Origin of the sequence: Paraburkholderia translucens (assembly GCF_020881035.1) — a bacterium.
Lineage (GTDB): Bacteria > Pseudomonadota > Gammaproteobacteria > Burkholderiales > Burkholderiaceae > Paraburkholderia > Paraburkholderia translucens.
The window spans coordinates 1-16,213 of record NZ_JAJITC010000034.1 but is presented as its reverse complement, the minus strand read 5'-3'; the positions used below and the strand labels follow the sequence as shown (position 1 = coordinate 16,213).

Annotated in this window: 13 protein-coding genes and 2 pseudogenes; 10 read left to right on the top strand and 5 right to left on the bottom strand. The window is 61.1% G+C overall.

Annotation, left to right across the window (positions count from 1 at the left end; translation table 11 throughout):
• Positions 1 to 233: 233 nt before the first annotated feature.
• From LJ655_RS29865 to LJ655_RS29835, 7 genes and pseudogenes are all read left to right on the top strand, one after another.
• Positions 234 to 656: a hypothetical protein gene (locus LJ655_RS29865; protein ID WP_230564752.1), complete on the top strand. Its 423-nt coding sequence runs from the start codon at positions 234 to 236 to the stop codon at positions 654 to 656.
• A gap of 139 nt (positions 657 to 795) precedes the next feature.
• Positions 796 to 924: pseudogene (locus tag LJ655_RS29860) on the top strand (colicin E5-related ribonuclease); the annotation flags it as partial.
• Between the two features lie 5 nt (positions 925 to 929).
• Positions 930 to 1,259: a colicin immunity protein gene (locus tag LJ655_RS29855; protein ID WP_230564751.1), complete on the top strand. Its 330-nt coding sequence runs from the start codon at positions 930 to 932 to the stop codon at positions 1,257 to 1,259.
• Positions 1,260 to 1,316: 57 nt separating this feature from the next.
• Positions 1,317 to 3,072 (top strand): annotated as a pseudogene (locus LJ655_RS29850) (ShlB/FhaC/HecB family hemolysin secretion/activation protein).
• 41 nt (positions 3,073 to 3,113) lie between these two features.
• Positions 3,114 to 3,788: a CsgG/HfaB family protein gene (locus tag LJ655_RS29845; protein ID WP_230564753.1), complete on the top strand. Its 675-nt coding sequence runs from the start codon at positions 3,114 to 3,116 to the stop codon at positions 3,786 to 3,788.
• Between the two features lie 65 nt (positions 3,789 to 3,853).
• Positions 3,854 to 4,225, top strand: coding sequence for a DUF4810 domain-containing protein (locus LJ655_RS29840; protein ID WP_230564750.1), 372 nt, complete (start codon positions 3,854 to 3,856; stop codon positions 4,223 to 4,225).
• Between the two features lie 10 nt (positions 4,226 to 4,235).
• Positions 4,236 to 4,901 carry a DUF799 domain-containing protein gene (locus LJ655_RS29835; protein ID WP_230564749.1) on the top strand — a complete coding sequence of 222 codons (666 nt, stop codon included), beginning with the start codon at positions 4,236 to 4,238 and terminating at the stop codon, positions 4,899 to 4,901.
• A gap of 179 nt (positions 4,902 to 5,080) precedes the next feature.
• Here the strand turns inward: LJ655_RS29835 and cyoD are convergent, their stop codons facing one another.
• The 5 genes from cyoD to LJ655_RS29810 form a co-directional block, all read right to left on the bottom strand.
• On the bottom strand, positions 5,081 to 5,422 hold the full coding sequence (cyoD, locus tag LJ655_RS29830) for a cytochrome o ubiquinol oxidase subunit IV (protein WP_230564748.1): 342 nt from the start codon (positions 5,420 to 5,422) through the stop codon (positions 5,081 to 5,083).
• A complete protein-coding gene (cyoC, locus tag LJ655_RS29825) occupies positions 5,423 to 6,028 on the bottom strand; it encodes a cytochrome o ubiquinol oxidase subunit III (RefSeq protein WP_230564747.1) in 606 nt (201 codons plus the stop codon). It lies immediately after the preceding gene.
• The gene (gene cyoB, locus LJ655_RS29820) at positions 6,028 to 8,049 is read right to left on the bottom strand and encodes a cytochrome o ubiquinol oxidase subunit I (protein WP_230564746.1); all 2,022 of its coding nucleotides are present in this window, start codon (positions 8,047 to 8,049) and stop codon (positions 6,028 to 6,030) included. The genes cyoC and cyoB overlap by 1 nt, the downstream gene beginning before the upstream one ends.
• A 3-nt stretch (positions 8,050 to 8,052) precedes the next feature.
• Positions 8,053 to 8,946, bottom strand: a complete 894-nt coding sequence (gene cyoA / locus LJ655_RS29815) for a ubiquinol oxidase subunit II (RefSeq protein WP_230564745.1) — start codon at positions 8,944 to 8,946, stop codon at positions 8,053 to 8,055.
• 390 nt (positions 8,947 to 9,336) lie between these two features.
• Positions 9,337 to 10,893 carry a complex I subunit 4 family protein gene (locus tag LJ655_RS29810; RefSeq protein ID WP_230564744.1) on the bottom strand — a complete coding sequence of 519 codons (1,557 nt, stop codon included), beginning with the start codon at positions 10,891 to 10,893 and terminating at the stop codon, positions 9,337 to 9,339.
• A gap of 683 nt (positions 10,894 to 11,576) precedes the next feature.
• Here LJ655_RS29810 and LJ655_RS29805 point away from each other — a divergent pair.
• The 3 genes from LJ655_RS29805 (at position 11,577) to LJ655_RS29795 (ending at position 16,133) form a co-directional block, all read left to right on the top strand.
• The gene (locus LJ655_RS29805) at positions 11,577 to 12,311 is read left to right on the top strand and encodes an ABC transporter ATP-binding protein (RefSeq protein ID WP_230564743.1); all 735 of its coding nucleotides are present in this window, start codon (positions 11,577 to 11,579) and stop codon (positions 12,309 to 12,311) included.
• Positions 12,301 to 14,880, top strand: coding sequence for an FtsX-like permease family protein (locus tag LJ655_RS29800; RefSeq protein WP_230564742.1), 2,580 nt, complete (start codon positions 12,301 to 12,303; stop codon positions 14,878 to 14,880). Before LJ655_RS29805 ends, LJ655_RS29800 begins: the two co-directional genes overlap by 11 nt.
• 161 nt (positions 14,881 to 15,041) lie before the next feature.
• Complete coding sequence (locus tag LJ655_RS29795) at positions 15,042 to 16,133, top strand: lipocalin-like domain-containing protein (protein ID WP_425605853.1); 1,092 nt, start codon at positions 15,042 to 15,044, stop codon at positions 16,131 to 16,133.
• Positions 16,134 to 16,213 lie beyond the last annotated feature (80 nt).

Genomic DNA, 16,213 nt, shown 5'->3' with positions numbered 1-16,213 from the left:
TTGCACTCGACGTTGAATTACGTCAGTCCGATGCAATTTGAACAAGACTGGCACGCCGCACAGCGAAAGGAAGCGGCATAATAAGTGCTCGGTTAGCGGATACGAAAATCGAGGGCAACGTCACTAACTGGATATTCGCTTTGCAAGCAAAACGCCGAAGACTAACCCTGCGGTCAAGGCAATCAATAGAGGCGAGATTGCGAAATTTAAGTTCCCTGGAAAATGAGACGGCCATGACTTCATTCCCTGAGATTGACTATCAGAAACAGCTTGTCGTATCTGGACTTGATGATTTCTCTCCGAACGCGGCGCTGTCACAAGTGCATGGAGGTCAATTTGGATCGATGCCCGAATTATGGAGGCAGGCTGTTGTTGACTTCCTCCGCATTAACGTTCACGTTGGACTTCTGGAAGGTACGCATCGCAAGGAGATATCAGGCGAAGCGGGAGCTCATCTGTTAGAGAACCTGTTGAATTTCGGTGACAAGGCAAACAGCTTGGACGCTGAAATACTCTGGAATGTCTTGTACTTCAACGCCTCGCCAAAGCTTGCGGAGTTGCTAAGCAACTTTCACTTGGATAGTTGGGATGCGCTCAGTCAAGGCGTGAATGGCCAGTTCATGGAATCTCTGAAAGCGATGTATTCAAAAATCTAGATCGGTGGGCAATATCAAAGGTTCTTGGGACCACAGGGTGGACTAACCAGAACATTGAAACCGTGATTGCAGCAGGGCAGTCGGTCATACCGCGGACAATCGCTCCGCGCCGAAGACGCCGAATGACCAGGCCAGAAATGACACCGCATCTGTCTATGGTTCGAAAGGTGGCTACATAGTGGTCAATGACCGGACCGGAGAGGTTGTGCAAGTAAGTGGAAAGAGCGATCCGGGTTGGATTCCTGATAGTCGAATCAATTGGAAGTGAATCGAATGAGTATTGAACTACAGAGGCTTTACGTATCACCGAATGACTTCTTCGAGCTCGGTGGAAGCGTCGTGATGAAGCTGTCGGCCGAAGCTGCGGTGGCAATTTGCATCTCTGCCGCGAAGCACGGCTTGGTCGTTGCTCGGGTCGAGGGAGGGATATGGCATGCCCCGGGATTCGAAGCCAGGTCCGACTGCATTTGGGACGGGGCGGACCCGCCTGTGAGCCAGGATGTCGCAGAGGTGAACAATCTTGCGGCAGCCAAATTCATACAAGCGGAACAACAGGAGCACGACGTCTTTGTCATAACGGCACCTTCGATAGCGGGCTGGTAATCCGAGCAACCTTGCGTGGTTTGCCCTGTTCCAACTGCTCCGCACCTGTAAACGAAAATGAAGATAGGAAAAAGGCTGGCGGCCTTGCCGCTCACAGCCATGGTATCGCTTGCGTCCCACGCGCAGCAGACGCCAACACACGCCGACACGGCCGCAGCAGCACGCGCCAACTCGGAACAGAACCAGCAGGTTCAACAACAGCAAGAAGCGCAGCAACGCGAAGCGGCCGTCAACGCACCCTCGGTACGCTCGACTATCGAGCAAGCTTCGGGCTGGCCCGACCTGCCCATCGAAACGCCGTGTTTCCGCATCGACAGATTCGTGCTGGACGTACCACCGACACTCCCCGATCCAATGCGCGCGCAAGGCGCATCCGCCCTGCCGCTCGACCGCTTCGCATTTGTGCGCGAATGGCTCGACCACTACAGAGGTCAATGCATTGGCAAACAGGGCATTGATACGCTCACCAAAAGCCTGCAACAGCAGATCCTCAGCCGCGGCTACATCACGACGCGCGTCCTGTTACCCGAACAGGATCTCTCAACCGGGACGCTGAAATTCGCGCTAGTCCCCGGCGTAATCAACCAGATTCGATTCTCCAATCCGTCCACACGCGGCACATGGAAATCCGCATTCCCGACGCGCGACGGCAACGTACTAAACCTGCGCGACCTCGAACAGGGCCTTGAACAGATGAAGCGGGTCGCCGGCCAGGACGTCTCCATGCAGATCGTCCCCACCAGCGTCCCCGGCGAGAGCGACGTGGTACTGGACGTGAAGCGTACGAAGCCGTGGACCGTCGTCGCCTCGATCGACAACTCCGGCACGCGCGCAACCGGCAAACTCCAAGGCAACCTGAGCCTCGGCCTCGACAACCCGCTCGGCCTGAACGATATCTTCACCGCCGGCGTGAGCCAGGACCTCGAATTCGGCGACAGAAGTTTGGGCTCGCACGGCTGGAACGGCTCCTATTCGATTCCGTGGGGCTACTGGACCGGCACGCTGTCGGCATACACGAACACGTACTACCAGCCGATCGCAGGCGCAAACTACACCTTCGTCGCAAGCGGCAATGCACAGACAGTGGACTTCAAACTGCAACGGGTGCTTCTGCGCAGCCAGAACAATGTCCTCGGCGCGCAGTTCCGTCTGACGAAGCGCTTTGGCGAGAGCTTCATCGAAGACACCGATATCCCGCAGCAGCGTCGCAACAACACGTTCATCGAAGCGGCGCTGACCGATCGCCACTACTTCGGCGCTTCGCAATTCGACGGTTCGTTCGCGTATCGCCAGGGCATCGGCGGCCTCGGCGCAACTCCGGATTTTTACCCGTGCGGCCCGACCTACCGCTTCCGCATGGCCGTGCTCGACGCCAACCTGTCGGTACCGTTCCCGATCGCGAGCCAGCCCCCTACGGTACGTCACGTCGGTTCATGGCCAGTTCACGAACAACACGCTCAACTATATCGACGACCTGACGATCGGCAGCCGCTACACCGTGCGCGGCTTCGACGGTGAAACCATGCTCGCGGCCGAACGCGGCTTCTACTGGCGCAACGAGCTGCAGTTGCCGATTGGTTCGACCGGCCAGTCGTTCTACGCGGGCATCGACTACGGCCATGTATTCGGTCCGAGCGCCGTCTATCTCGCCGGTACGCAACTGGCGGGCGCCGTGGTCGGTATCAGGGGCAGCACGTCAGCGAAGGCCGGTGCCCTCGCCTATGACCTGTTTGCTGGCACCCCTGTCTATAAGCCCTCGGACTTTCCGACGGCGCAAGTGACGCTCGGCTTTCAGGTAACAGCGCAATTCTGATGAATGCGTCGATCAATTCTGTTTTATCCAAAAGGAGAACGATGAATATGTCAAAGGTATATGGAGTTGCAGTGGTCGCCGCCGCGCTGGCGTTGGGCGGATGTGCCACTGAGTCGTCGCGTTCGCTGACGGTTCAGCCGGTGAGCGTTTCCCAAACTCCCTACGCGGGCCAGCGCATCGAGATGGCCGTGGGCAAATTCGACAACCGGTCCAGCTATATGCGAGGTATTTTCTCGGACGGAGTCGACCGTCTTGGAGGGCAAGCGAAGACCATCCTGATCACCGCCCTGCAGCAGAGCGGGCGCTTCAACGTGCTCGATCGTGACAACCTCGCTGAAATCAGTCAGGAAGCTGGTTTCATGAAGCAGGGACAGGCGATCAAGGGCGCGAACTTTGTCGTCACTGGCGACATCACCGAGTTTGGCCGCAAGGAAGTGGGTGATCGCCAGCTCTTTGGCATTCTCGGCAGCGGCAGGAACCAGGTGGCTTATGCAAAGGTGAGTCTGAACGTCGTCAATACCACGACTTCGGAAGTCGTGGCGTCGAGCCAGGGGGCCGGCGAATACAGCCTGTCGAATCGCGAAATCATCGGCTTTGGGGGCACCGCCGGCTACGACTCTACCCTGAATGGCAAGGTCCTCGACCTTGCGATCCAGGAGGCGGTCAACCACCTGGCTGCGCAAGTCGATCAAGGCGCGCTCAAGGTATCGCGATAGGCGCAAGACGCAGCGGCGTCGCACCGATTTTCGTGCGACGCGCCATCACACTCACGGGATTGACGATGAAACATACGGGCAAGATACGGGGAATGCTGTTGCCGGCAATGACAGTCGCGGTGCTCCTCACGGGATGTGCGGCCAGCAGCCCGCCGCCCCTTTACCAGTGGACCGGCTACCAGCCGGCGGTCTATGACTATCTTCAGAGAGACAAGGACCCTCGGCAACAGATCGACGCACTTGAAAAAGCACTGCAGGAAATCCGCGCAAAGGGCGCCACGCCCCCGCCAGGTTTTCATGCACAACTTGGCATGCTGTACGCGAGCCTCGGCAAGGACGGACCGGCCATGGAGCAGTTCGGGGCTGAGAAGGATCTGTTTCCGGAGTCCTCGACCTACATGGATTTCCTGATGAAACAGAAAACGAAACAGCCTTAAGCGAGCCCTCATGTCCAGACTCCTTTCTTTCAGACTTTGGTTTGCCCTCTCGACGTTCACGTTGTTGGCTGCGTGCGCGCAGCCTGTCAAGCATGCCGATTACACCGCTTTCAGGAACAGCAGGCCGCACTCGATCCTCGTTCTTCCACCCGAAAACGAGACTACCGACGTGCACGCGACGAACAGCATGCTGTCGCAGATGACGATGCCCCTCGCCGAATCGGGTTATTACGTGGTGCCAGTCGCCGTGATGGATGAGACATTCCGCCAGAACGGCTTGACCGTCCCGGCCGATATTCAGGCAACCTCCCCCGCGAAGCTTCGGGAGATCTTCGGTGCCGACGCGGTGCTGTATTCGAAGATCACGCAATTCGGCACCCTGTACCACGTGGTCGATAGCGCGACTGTCGTCACGGCGTCGGCGAAGCTGGTGGACCTGAAGACTGGCGATGTATTGTGGCAGGGCAGCGCAAGTGCCAACAGCAACGAGGGGAACAACTACAGCGGCGGCAGCCTGATCGGCATGCTCGTGTCCGCGGCGGTCAAACAGATTGCAAACTCGCTGTCGGACAAAAGTCACGATATTGCCGCCGTGACGAGTTATCGGCTGCTGCACGCGGGGCCGCCGAATGGGCTGCTATACGGACCGAGATCGCCGAAATCTGGCACGGACTGATCATGCCGGTTGCTAGATTCCGCTGGACTCGCAGCGCAATCGGCCACACCGTATCGCGCTTCCAGCAGAAGCGCCAGTCAGGCGTCCAATAAAATCAGATCTGCCAGACAAAAGAAAAGCCCCGCAAGACCGGAATCTTGCGGGGCTATTTATGAGGCTGACGCTATAGCGCTATCCGCTTATCGCGACATCATGTTCATGCTGACGTTGTGCATCACCCACAACGTGCCGCCGATCACGATCACCGCGGTCAGTGCGGTGAACGCAAACGCCGTCACGTTCCAGCGTTGCGACGACGACGTGTTCATATGCAGGAAGAACACCAAGTGCACGAGGATCTGCACGAACGCGAGGCCTGCGATTGCAAGCAGCGCGCTCTGGCCCGTCAACGTGCCGGTCATCACGAGCGCGAATGCCGCGACGGTCAGAATGACCGACAGCACGAAGCCCGCGGTATAGCTGCCGAAGCTGCCGTGGCCGCCTTCCGAGTGCGCGCCATGGGCGTTATGACTATGGTCCATTTAGATCACGCTCGCAAGATAGACAAAGGTGAAAACGCCGATCCACACGACGTCGAGGAAGTGCCAGAAAAGGCTCAGGCACGTCAGACGGATCATGTCGCGTTCGGTCAGGTCGCGATGACGCATTACCTGCAGCGCCAGCACCACCATCCAGATCAGGCCGAACGTCACGTGCAGACCGTGCGTGCCGACCAGCGTGAAGAACGACGACAGGAACGCGCTGCGGCCCGGACCCGCGCCGTCGGCGATCAGGTGCGAGAACTCGCGCATTTCCAGCACGAGGAACGCGAGACCCAGCAGGAACGTCACGCCGAGCCAGCCGAGCAGCGCACCCTTGCGGTTCTTGTGCGCGCCGAGCATCGCGAAGCCGTACGTGATGCTCGAGAGCAGCAGCATCGCCGTTTCGAGCGCGACGCCCGGGATCTCGAACAGGTCCTTGCCGCTCGGACCGCCCGCGAACTGATTGCTCATCACCGCGAACACTGCGAACAACGCCGCGAAGATGATGCAGTCGGTCATCAGGTACAACCAGAAACCGAACACCGAGTGCGACGGCACGTGGTCCGGCGCGAGTTGCGGCTCAACCGCAATAGTCTTCTGTAACATCAGTCCACCTCCAGCGCGACCTGCTTGCCGGCGCTTGCGCCGACACCGGCCACGGCACCAGCACCGCCGTTGCGTTTCTCTTCGATCAGCGCGACAGTGTCGGCCGGAATGTAATAGCCCTCGTTGTCCTGGAAGCTGTAGACGATCACGGTGACGATCGCGCCGACAAAGCCGACGATCGCAAGCCACCAGATGTGCCACACAGCTGCAAAGCCGAGCACCAGCGAGAACAGACCCACCAGCAGACCCGCGGACGTATTCGACGGCATGTGAATGTCGCGATACGCCGGCGTTTTCTGCGCTCCCTTGCGCGACTTCATTTCGGTGAACGCGTCGAGCGAGCGAACCGTCGGGATGTGCGCAAAGTTATACGCCGGCGGCGGCGAGCTCGTTGCCCATTCCAGCGTATGCCCGTCCCACGGATCGCCCGTGAGGTCGCGGTTTTCCGGCAGGTTGCGATCGCGGATGCTGACGACCAGCTGCAGCAACTGGCAAGCGATACCGATCGCGATCAGCACCGCGCCGAACGCGGCAACGATCAGCCACGGATGCCATGCCGGGTTGTCATAGTGGTTCAAACGACGCGTCATGCCCATGAAGCCGAGCACGTAGAGCGGCGTGAACGCCACCCAGAAGCCGATCTGCCAGAACCAGAACGCGGCCTTGCCGATCTTCTCGTTCAGCTTGAAGCCGAACGCCTTCGGGAACCAGTAGTTGAAGCCGGCCAGATAACCGAACAGCACGCCACCGATAATCACGTTGTGGAAGTGAGCGATCAGGAACAGGCTGTTGTGCAACACGAAGTCCGCGCCCGGAATCGCCATCATCACGCCGGTCATACCGCCGATCGTGAAAGTGATGATGAAGCCGATGGTCCACAGAATCGGCGTCGTGAATTGCAGACGGCCCTTGTAGATCGTAAACAGCCAGTTGAACACTTTGACGCCGGTCGGAATCGAAATCACCATCGTCGCGATACCGAAGAACGCATTGACGTCAGCGCCCGAACCCATCGTGAAGAAGTGGTGGAGCCACACGAGGAACGACAGCACCATGATCGCGCAGGTCGCCCACACCATCGTCTTGTAGCCGAACAGCGGCTTCTTTGCGAAGGTCGCGACGACTTCCGAGAAGATACCGAACGCCGGCAGGATCAGGATGTACACCTCGGGGTGACCCCATGCCCAGATCAGGTTCAGGTACAGCATCGCGTTGCCGCCGGCTTCGTTCGTGAAGAAGTGCATGCCGAGGTAACGGTCCAGACCGAGCAGTGCGAGCGTGACCGTGAGGATCGGGAACGATGCCATGATCAGCACGTTCGTGCATAGCGCGGTCCACGTGAACACCGGCATCTTCATGAACGACATGCCGGGCGCGCGCATCTTCACGATCGTCACGAAGAAGTTCACACCGGTCAGCAACGTGCCGATACCGGAGAGCTGCAAGCTCCACAGGTAATAGTCGACGCCGACGCCGGGGCTGAACTGCAGTTCGGACAGCGGCGGATAAGCGAGCCAGCCGGTCTGCCCGAACTCACCGATCACCAGCGAGATGTTGATCAGGATCGCGCTGACGGCCGTCATCCAGAAGCTCAGCGAGTTGATGAACGGGAACGCGACGTCGCGCGCGCCGATCTGCAACGGCACGACCAGGTTCATCAGACCGACCATGAACGTCATCGCCATGAAGAAGATCATGATGACGCCATGCGCGGTGAAGATCTGGTCGTAGTGATGCGGCGGCAAAAAGCCCGGGCTCAGGTACGACAGCGCCAGTTGCATACGCATCATGATTGCGTCGGCGAAGCCGCGCAGCAGCATGATGAACGCGACGACGATGTACATGACGCCGATCTTCTTATGATCGACGGACGTCAGCCATTCGCTCCACAGGTAGCGCCATTTGCCGAAATACGTGATTCCGCCGAGCACCGCCAGCGCGGCGAGCACCATGCCGGCACCCGCCGTAACGATGATTGGCTCGTGATACGGAATCGCATCGAGGGTTAGTTTTCCGAACATGCGTTACCCCTTAGGCGCACAGTTGGCGTCCTTCATGTTGTCGAGGACGTTGCCGTTGTTGTATCGGGCAATGATGTTGTTGAAGAGCTTCGGGTCGACGGTCGAGAAGTAGTGCACCGGGTCCTTCTCGCTCGGCTCCGATACCGCGTGATAGCGGTCCATGTCGAGGCGGTCCGACGAAGCGCGCACTTTTGCAACCCATGCGTTGAAGTCTTCAGGCGAGCTGGCGAGCGTGCGGAACTTCATGTCCGAGAAGCCCTTGCCGCTGAAGTTCGCGGTGAGGCCTGCGTAGTCGCCGGCGTGGTCGGCGATCAGGTGCAGGCGCGTTTGCATGCCCGCCATCGCGTAGACCTGGCCGCCCAACTGCGGGATGAAGAACGAGTTCATCACCGTGTCCGACGTGATCCGGAAGTTCACCGGCGTGCCGACGGGAATCGCGAGCTGGTTCACCGACGCGATGCCAAGGTCCGGATAGATGAACAGCCACTTCCAGTCAAGCGCGACGACTTCGACGTTGATCGGCTTGACCTGCGACTCGAGCGGACGATACGGATCGAGCTCATGCGTCGTCCGCCACGTCAACGCGGCGAGGAACAGAATGATCAGCGTCGGAATCGTCCAGACGACGACTTCGACAGCGGTCGAATGAGTCCAGCCCGGTTTGTATTCCGCGTTCCTGTTCGACGCGCGATAACGCCACGCGAAAAACAGTGTCATCAGAATGACCGGCACCACGACGATCAGCATGGCCCACACCGAAGTCGCGATCAGATCACGCTCCGCGAGTCCCACACTCCCCTTCGGATTCAGAATATCGAGGTCACTGCAACCCGAAAGCAGCAACATGAGGCTGGCGGAAATGAAACTTGCCGGCCTTGCTAGCGTCCGTCCTTTCATATCCACTGCCTCGTTTTTTTGACTTCAACGAACGTCATTCGACGGCTCTCCATTAATAAGCGCTCGCATAATAGGGGGGCATCGAATGCCGATAAACACTCGATTTAGCAACGATCTATTGCACCGCGACGCGGTGCGACATGTTGCCGCATTCCCCGCACACCCTACCCACCAGCGTCGTTTGCGACACTCCAAAACGAAGCGTCGAAAAGTTGACGCATCGCCAAGTCCCCCGAAAAAACGCTAAAAAACCGCCTGATGCGCAGTGGTTTCGACTTGCTACCTCACGCATGCATTGACAAAGGGGAATTGTTCGCGACGCGCAAAAGCGCAAGAGCGTCGCCGCATCCTGACGCGCGGATGCGACAACCACTCTTGCGCTCTGTTCTTTTAACCCGGAGTGTGCGTGGCGACGGGAGCCGGCCCGGGAGCCGCTGCCTGCAGATGTTCGCCGCCTTCCGCCGGTACCGCGTCCGTCGGAAGTGCCGAGCGTTCCGATTGCGCGAGCAGCGTGCCGACCGACGGATCGATCGCATCGGTAAACGGCTTCGGATCCAGACCGATCGCGAGGACGAGCAGCGCCATCGCACCGAGCAGCACGAACTCGCGCTTGCCGAGATCCTTCAGCGTCGCGACGCGGGCGTTGGCAATCGCGCCGAAGATCACGCGCTTGTACATCCACAGCGTGTAGGCCGCGCTGAGGATCAGCGTGGTCGCGGCGATCGCGCCAATCCAGAAGTTGAAGCGGATCGCGCCCATCAGCACCATAAATTCGCCGACGAAACCCGACGTGCCGGGCAGACCGATGTTGGCCATCGAGAACAGCATCACGAACGCGGCAAAGCGCGGCATCGTGTTGGCGACGCCGCCGTATTCAGCGATCGAGGCGGTCTTCGTGCGGTCGTAGAGCATGCCGGTGCACAACAGCATCGCGCCGGACACCACGCCGTACGAGATCATCTGCACGATCGCGCCGGATTGCCCGAAGCGGTTGAAGACGAACAGGCCGAGCGTGACGAGGCCCATGTGCGCGACCGTCGAATACGCAAGCAGACGGCGCATGTCGGTTTGCACGAGCGCGAGCAGGCTCGAGTAGATCACCGCGACGAGCGACAACGTGATCATCATCGGCGCGAAGAAGTGGCTCGCTTGCGGCGCGATCGGCAGCGCGAAACGCAGCAGGCCGTAGCCGCCGATCTTCAGCATGCCGATCATCACCGCGGCGCCGGTCGGGCCGTCGAGGTGCACGTCAGGCAGCCACGTATGCAGCGGCCACATCGGCACCTTCACGCCGAACGCGGCGAGAAAGCCCAGGAAGATCAGCGCCTGCGGCACCATGTCGAGATGCGCTTCGCGCCACACCGCAAGGTCGAAGCTGTGCGTCTGGCTATACAGATAGAGCAGCGACATCAGCATCATCAGCGAGCCGACGAACGACACGAAGAAGAACTTCACCGCTGCATACGTGCGATTCTTGTGACCGTAGGTGCCAATCAGCAGATACAGCGGAATCAGCGTCGCCTCGAACGCGATGAAGAACATCATGCCGTCGAGCGACGTGAACACGCCCTGCATGAAACCCGATAGCATCAGGAACGCGCCAAAGTACTGCGCGGTGCGCTGCGTGATCGACTCCCACGACGCGATCACGATGATGATCGTCGTCAGCGCGGTCAGCGCGACCAGCCAAAGCGAAATCCCGTCGATTCCCACATGCCATGCGATATCGAACGTCGGCGACCAGCGAACGTTTTCGACGAACTGCATCGAGGTCACGTCGTTGCGGAAATTCGCCACGAGCGGGATCACCGGCAGGAAACCCGCCACCGCGCCGATCAGCGCGAGCCAACGCGTGCGGTTACGCGCCGCGTCGGACCCGGCGCGCAGGACCACGAACCCGGCGACGATGGGGATCCAGATGAGAAGACTTAGGAGAGGCAATGGCATGTGCTCTGTCAAAACTTGAAGTACAAAACGCCGCATCAACGCCCCGAAAACAGCAGGCGTTGAAATGGAAATGTAAGTTGGAGTGTGCTGAAACAGACGCGTGAAGGGGTGTCCCGCTACACGTTTACCCGCAGCCGACTGACCAAGGGTGGGAGATTACCAAGATAAGAATAATTTTGCAGCGCAACAGCAGCAAAATCCGCACCACAAAACATCTTTGCGACGCGGGCACTTGCAAAACGCATCGAAATGTGCGCGTGCACAATGCCAGAAAGGCCTCGCGGGGCGTCGAAAATTTGCCGGCAAAAGCTGGCAATTACCCGAAAGTTGGCCGCTTTTATGCGCTCGCTCTTCCTCGGGTTGGTTTGGCTGGAACAGCTCGTGCGGCCAACCGGTCGTTGAGAGGTGCCGAACGCCGTGGCTCCAACAAAAGTTTGCCTTCGCAGCGATAAAAAAATTTTTGTACCCCTGCTCTAAATCGATCCGCAACGGGAGCGACAACCGTGCCCCGCAAGTCCATCACCAAGCCTCGAAACTACCCGTCCGAGACCCGGAGAAACCTTCATTTTCCTTACGCAAAATCAGGGTACTCCATGCCTGCTGCTGCGAAAGATCGCGCGACGAGGCACACTCATTTCACCCGGCCGGCTCCATCGCCCGGCCGCCTTTCAGGATCTCCCCGCATGACGCTTCGTGACGACTTCGTCGTACCCGCACTCGAATGCCGCGGCCTCAGCAAACGCTACGGCGCCGGCCGCATCGTGCTTGCACAGCTCGACTTCACGCTCGCAGCGGGCGAATTCGTCGCGATCATGGGCGACTCGGGCGTCGGCAAATCGACGCTGCTCAACCTGATCGCCGGACTCGACCGCGCCGATAGCGGCAGCGTGCTAATCGGCGGACGCGCCATCGAGCAACTCGACGATAACGCCGCGACGCGTCTGCGCCGTCAGAAGCTCGGCTTCGTCTTCCAGGCGTTTCACGTGCTGCCGCATCTGACGCTCGCGCAAAACGTCGCGCTGCCACTGCTGCTCAACGATCTGCCGACTGCCGCCGCACTCGACATGCTCGCGGCGGTCGGCCTCGGCGGACGCGGCGACGACTTTCCGCGAGATCTATCCGGCGGTGAGTTGCAGCGCGTCGCGATCGCGCGAGCGCTCGCGCATCGCCCGACGCTGCTTCTCGCCGACGAACCGACCGGCAACCTCGACCCCGCGACCGCGCACGACGTGCTCGGCCTGTTCCGCGCCCAAAGCAAGGCGACCGGTGCGGCGACGATCATGGTCACGCACTCGGAAGCCGCGGCCGCCGTAGCCGACCGCGTGTTGATCCTGAGCGACGGCAGCCTTCATGCCGCGCGCCAAAGAACCGCGAACGCCGCGCATGCCGCGGCCCGTTCGACCGACGATGGCCGCTGAGCTTCGCCCACTGCCGCGCACGCGGGGATATCGCGTGGTCGCGCGCTGGCTGTTGGCCGCGGAATGGCGCAGCCACCGCGGACGCGCACTCGTCGCGATCGCTACGATCGCGCTAGGCGTCGCGCTCGGCTACGCGGTGCAATTGATCAACAGCGCGGCCTTCAACGAATTTTCGGCGGCCGCGCGCAGTCTGTCCGGTGAAGCCGATTTAGAAGTGCGCGGTGCGCAGCCTTTCGTCGACGAGTCCCTCTATCCGCGTCTGGCCAACGAGCCCGGTGTGTCGCTGGCGAGCCCCGTGCTCGCGTTCGATGTCGCGGTGCCGGGCCACCGCGGCGCCCTGCCGGTCCTCGGCATCGACATCTTCAAGGCGAGCCGGATCACGCCCGATCTGATCGGCGTGCCATCGTCTGAGCGGCCGTTCGACACGCTTGCCTCCGATGCGGTATTTCTGTCGACCGCCGCGCAGCAATGGCTGAACCTCAAGGCCGGAGACGATTTGACGCTGCGCAGCGGCACGTCCGATCTGCATCTGCGCGTCGCGGGCGGGCTCGTGCGGACGCGACCGGGGCAACGGCTCGCGGTGATGGACATCGCCGCCGTGCAATGGAAGTTCGGCAAAGTGGGCAAGCTGTCGCGCGTCGACGTGCAACTGGAACGCGGCATCGATCGGCAACGCTTCAAACGGGCGCTTCAACAGCGGCTCGGCAATGCGTGGGTGGTCGCAGAGACGCGAGATACGCAAAGCCGCACCGATCGCCTGTCGCGCGCTTATCGGATCAACATGAACGTGCTCGCGCTGGTCGCGCTGTTCACGGGCGCGTTCCTCGTGTTTTCGACGCAGGCACTCGGCGTCGTGCGACGCCGCTCGCAATTCGCGATGCTGCGCGTGCTCGGACTCACGCGAGCTCAGCTATTGCGGCAGATCCTGATCGAAGGTGCGCTGCTCGGGCTGCTCGGTTCGGTGTGCGGACTTGCGCTCGGCTACGCGATGGCCAGCGGCGCACTGCGCTTCTTCGGCAGCGATCTCGGCGGAGGCTATTTCCCGGGCGTGCAACCGCGAGTCGGTTTCGAGCCGCTCGCGAGCGCGGTGTTTCTCGCGCTCGGCATCGCGGTGTCGGTGTTGGGCAGCGTCGCGCCCGCCGTCGATGCGGCGCGCGCACGGCCTGCAGCGGCACTCAAGGCCGGCGCCGAGGAAGGCGCGTTGGCGCGGCTCGCGACGCCGTGGCCTGCGTTCGGCTGTTTGCTGGCCGCCGCCGCGCTGACGCGCGTGCCGCCGTGGTTCGATGCGCCGATCGCCGGTTATCTGGCGGTTGCATTGTTGCTCGTCGGCGGCATCGCGCTGATGCCGCGCGTAACCGCGCTGACATTCGGCGCGGCGAGCCGAGCGCGCGGCAAGCGACGCCGCGCGGGCGCGACAGGCACGCTCGCGATCGCGCGTCTCGCGAATGCGCCGGGGCAGGCGTCGATTGCGATGAGCGGCGTGCTGTCGAGCTTCGCGCTGATCGTCGCGATGGCGATCATGGTGGCCAGTTTCCGCGTATCCGTCGACGATTGGGTCACGCATCTGCTGTCCGCCGATCTGTATGTGCGCGTTGCGTCGGGCGGCAATAGCGCCGACAGTGGCGGCTTGCGGCCCGATGAACAGACGCGGATCGCGGCGCTGCCCGGCATCCGCCGCGCCGCGTTCGCGCGTATCACCCATCTGACGCTCGATCCCGCGCGCCCGGACGTCGCCCTGCTCGCGCGCGAAATCGACGCGGCCGACCCGGGCGCGAACCTGCAAATGACCGGCGCGGTGCTGCCGCTGTCCGCACTTCGCGCCGGCGATATACCTATTTGGGTGTCCGAAGCGATGATCGATCTGTATGGATATAGGTTGGGCCAGCGTGTGCGCTTGCCGCTTGGCGAGCACGGACAAACGTTCGTTGTAGCTGGCGTGTGGCGCGATTACGCACGGCAAAGCGGCGCGACCCAGATACGGCTCGCCGATTATCGTCGGCTGACCGGCGATTCCACCGCAACCGATGTCGCCGTGACCGTCGAGCGAGGCCTGAGTGTCGAGCGCGTTGTGGAGGAACTGAGGGCGTTGCCGTTCGGCGCGTCGCTCGAGTTGTCTCAACCCGGTGAGATTCGTGCGCGCACGCTGGTTATTTTCGACCGCAGTTTTGCAGTCACGTATCTGCTCGAGGCGGTGGCCATCGTGATCGGATTGTTCGGCGTCGCCGCGACGTTTTCCGCGCAAACGCTCGCGCGCGCCCGCGAGTTTGGGATGTTGCGCCACGTCGGCGTGACGCGCGCGCAGGTGCTGGCTATCCTCGCGTCGGAGGGCGGCTTGCTCGCCGCATGCGGCATTGCGCTCGGATTCGCGCTTGGTTTCGCGATCAGCCTGATTCTCGTGTTCGTCGTCAATCCACAGTCGTTTCACTGGAGCATGTCGTTGCATGTGCCGTGGTTCGTGCTAGGCGCAGTCGCGTCGGTGATGCTGCTGCTGTCGTGCTCGACCGCGGTGGTCGCGGGACGTGGCGCGGTCTCCGTGGATGCGGTGCGCGCGGTTAAGGAGGACTGGTGATGCGAACTGCGCGACCTACACGCGGAATACGCTCGATGATGATCGCGCGTGCAATGCCGTTTGGAGTACCGGTTCTGATTGAGATTGCTATCGCGCCCAGACGCAGCCGGGTACTTCTGCGACGCCCGCACCTTCTTTTTTCAGGCCTGGTTTGCGTCGGCATGGCTGCTGTGTCGACATCGTATGCCGCCAGCAGCGAACGCTCTGCGTCCAGCCCGGCCGCCTTCGCGGCAGTCACGCCCGACCATTCGATCTTGTTTCCGCAAGACACTGGTGCCCATCCGGCATTCCGCAACGAATGGTGGTACGCGACGGGTTGGCTGACGACACCGCAAAACCGGCCGCTCGGATTCCAGATCACCTTCTTCCGCTCGGCGACCGGTCACGACGCCGCCGATCCCAGCGCTTTTGCGCCCTCGCAACTGATCATCGCGCACGCTGCCTTGAGCGACCCTGCGCTCGGACGCCTCGCTCACGATCAGCGCATCGCTCGCGAGGGTTTCGGGATCGCCTACGCAAAGCCCGCCACCACCAACGTCAAACTCGACGCCTGGAAAATGATTCGCGCCGCGGACGGCCACTACGACGTCACCGCCGACGCAAACGGATTCTCGCTACATCTGAAACTGATGCCAACGCAACCCCCGCTGATTCAGGGCGAGCGCGGTTACTCGCGCAAAGGACCGCGGCCCGAACAGGCCAGCTATTACTACAGCCAACCGCAACTCCGCGTCACAGGCGCGGTGGTACGTCCTGCCACGGGTGGAAACGACTCGACGCGCACTACGGCGGTGACGGGCACCGCATGGCTGGATCACGAGTGGTCGAGCACGTTGCTCGATGCCAATGCGGTCGGATGGGATTGGCTCGGCGCCAATCTGACGGACGGCTCCGCACTGATGGCATTCAAGATCCGTAGCCGAGATGGACATGCAATATGGGCCCACGCGACGCTTCGCCAACCTGACGGACAGGTAACGAACTTCGGGCCTGATGAAGTCTCCTTCACGACACGTCGCGTGTGGCGCTCGCCGCGTACGAATGCTTCGTATCCGGTGTCGATGACGGTTAGAACGGGCTCGCAGACGTGGCAACTCGATCCGCTGATGGAAGATCAGGAACTCGATTCACGACAGTCGACTGGCGCGGTGTATTGGGAAGGCGCGGTGCGGATGAGTCGACAGAATGTTGATGTAGGGCGAGCCTATCTGGAACTGACGGGTTACGCGGACGCGCTGCGGATTGGAAAGTAACGAAGCGCGTAAAAGGCCGCGTAAACGCAGAAACCCCACCGCGCTGGGTGGGGTTTCTGTCTGGGGTAAGGAGCCTGACG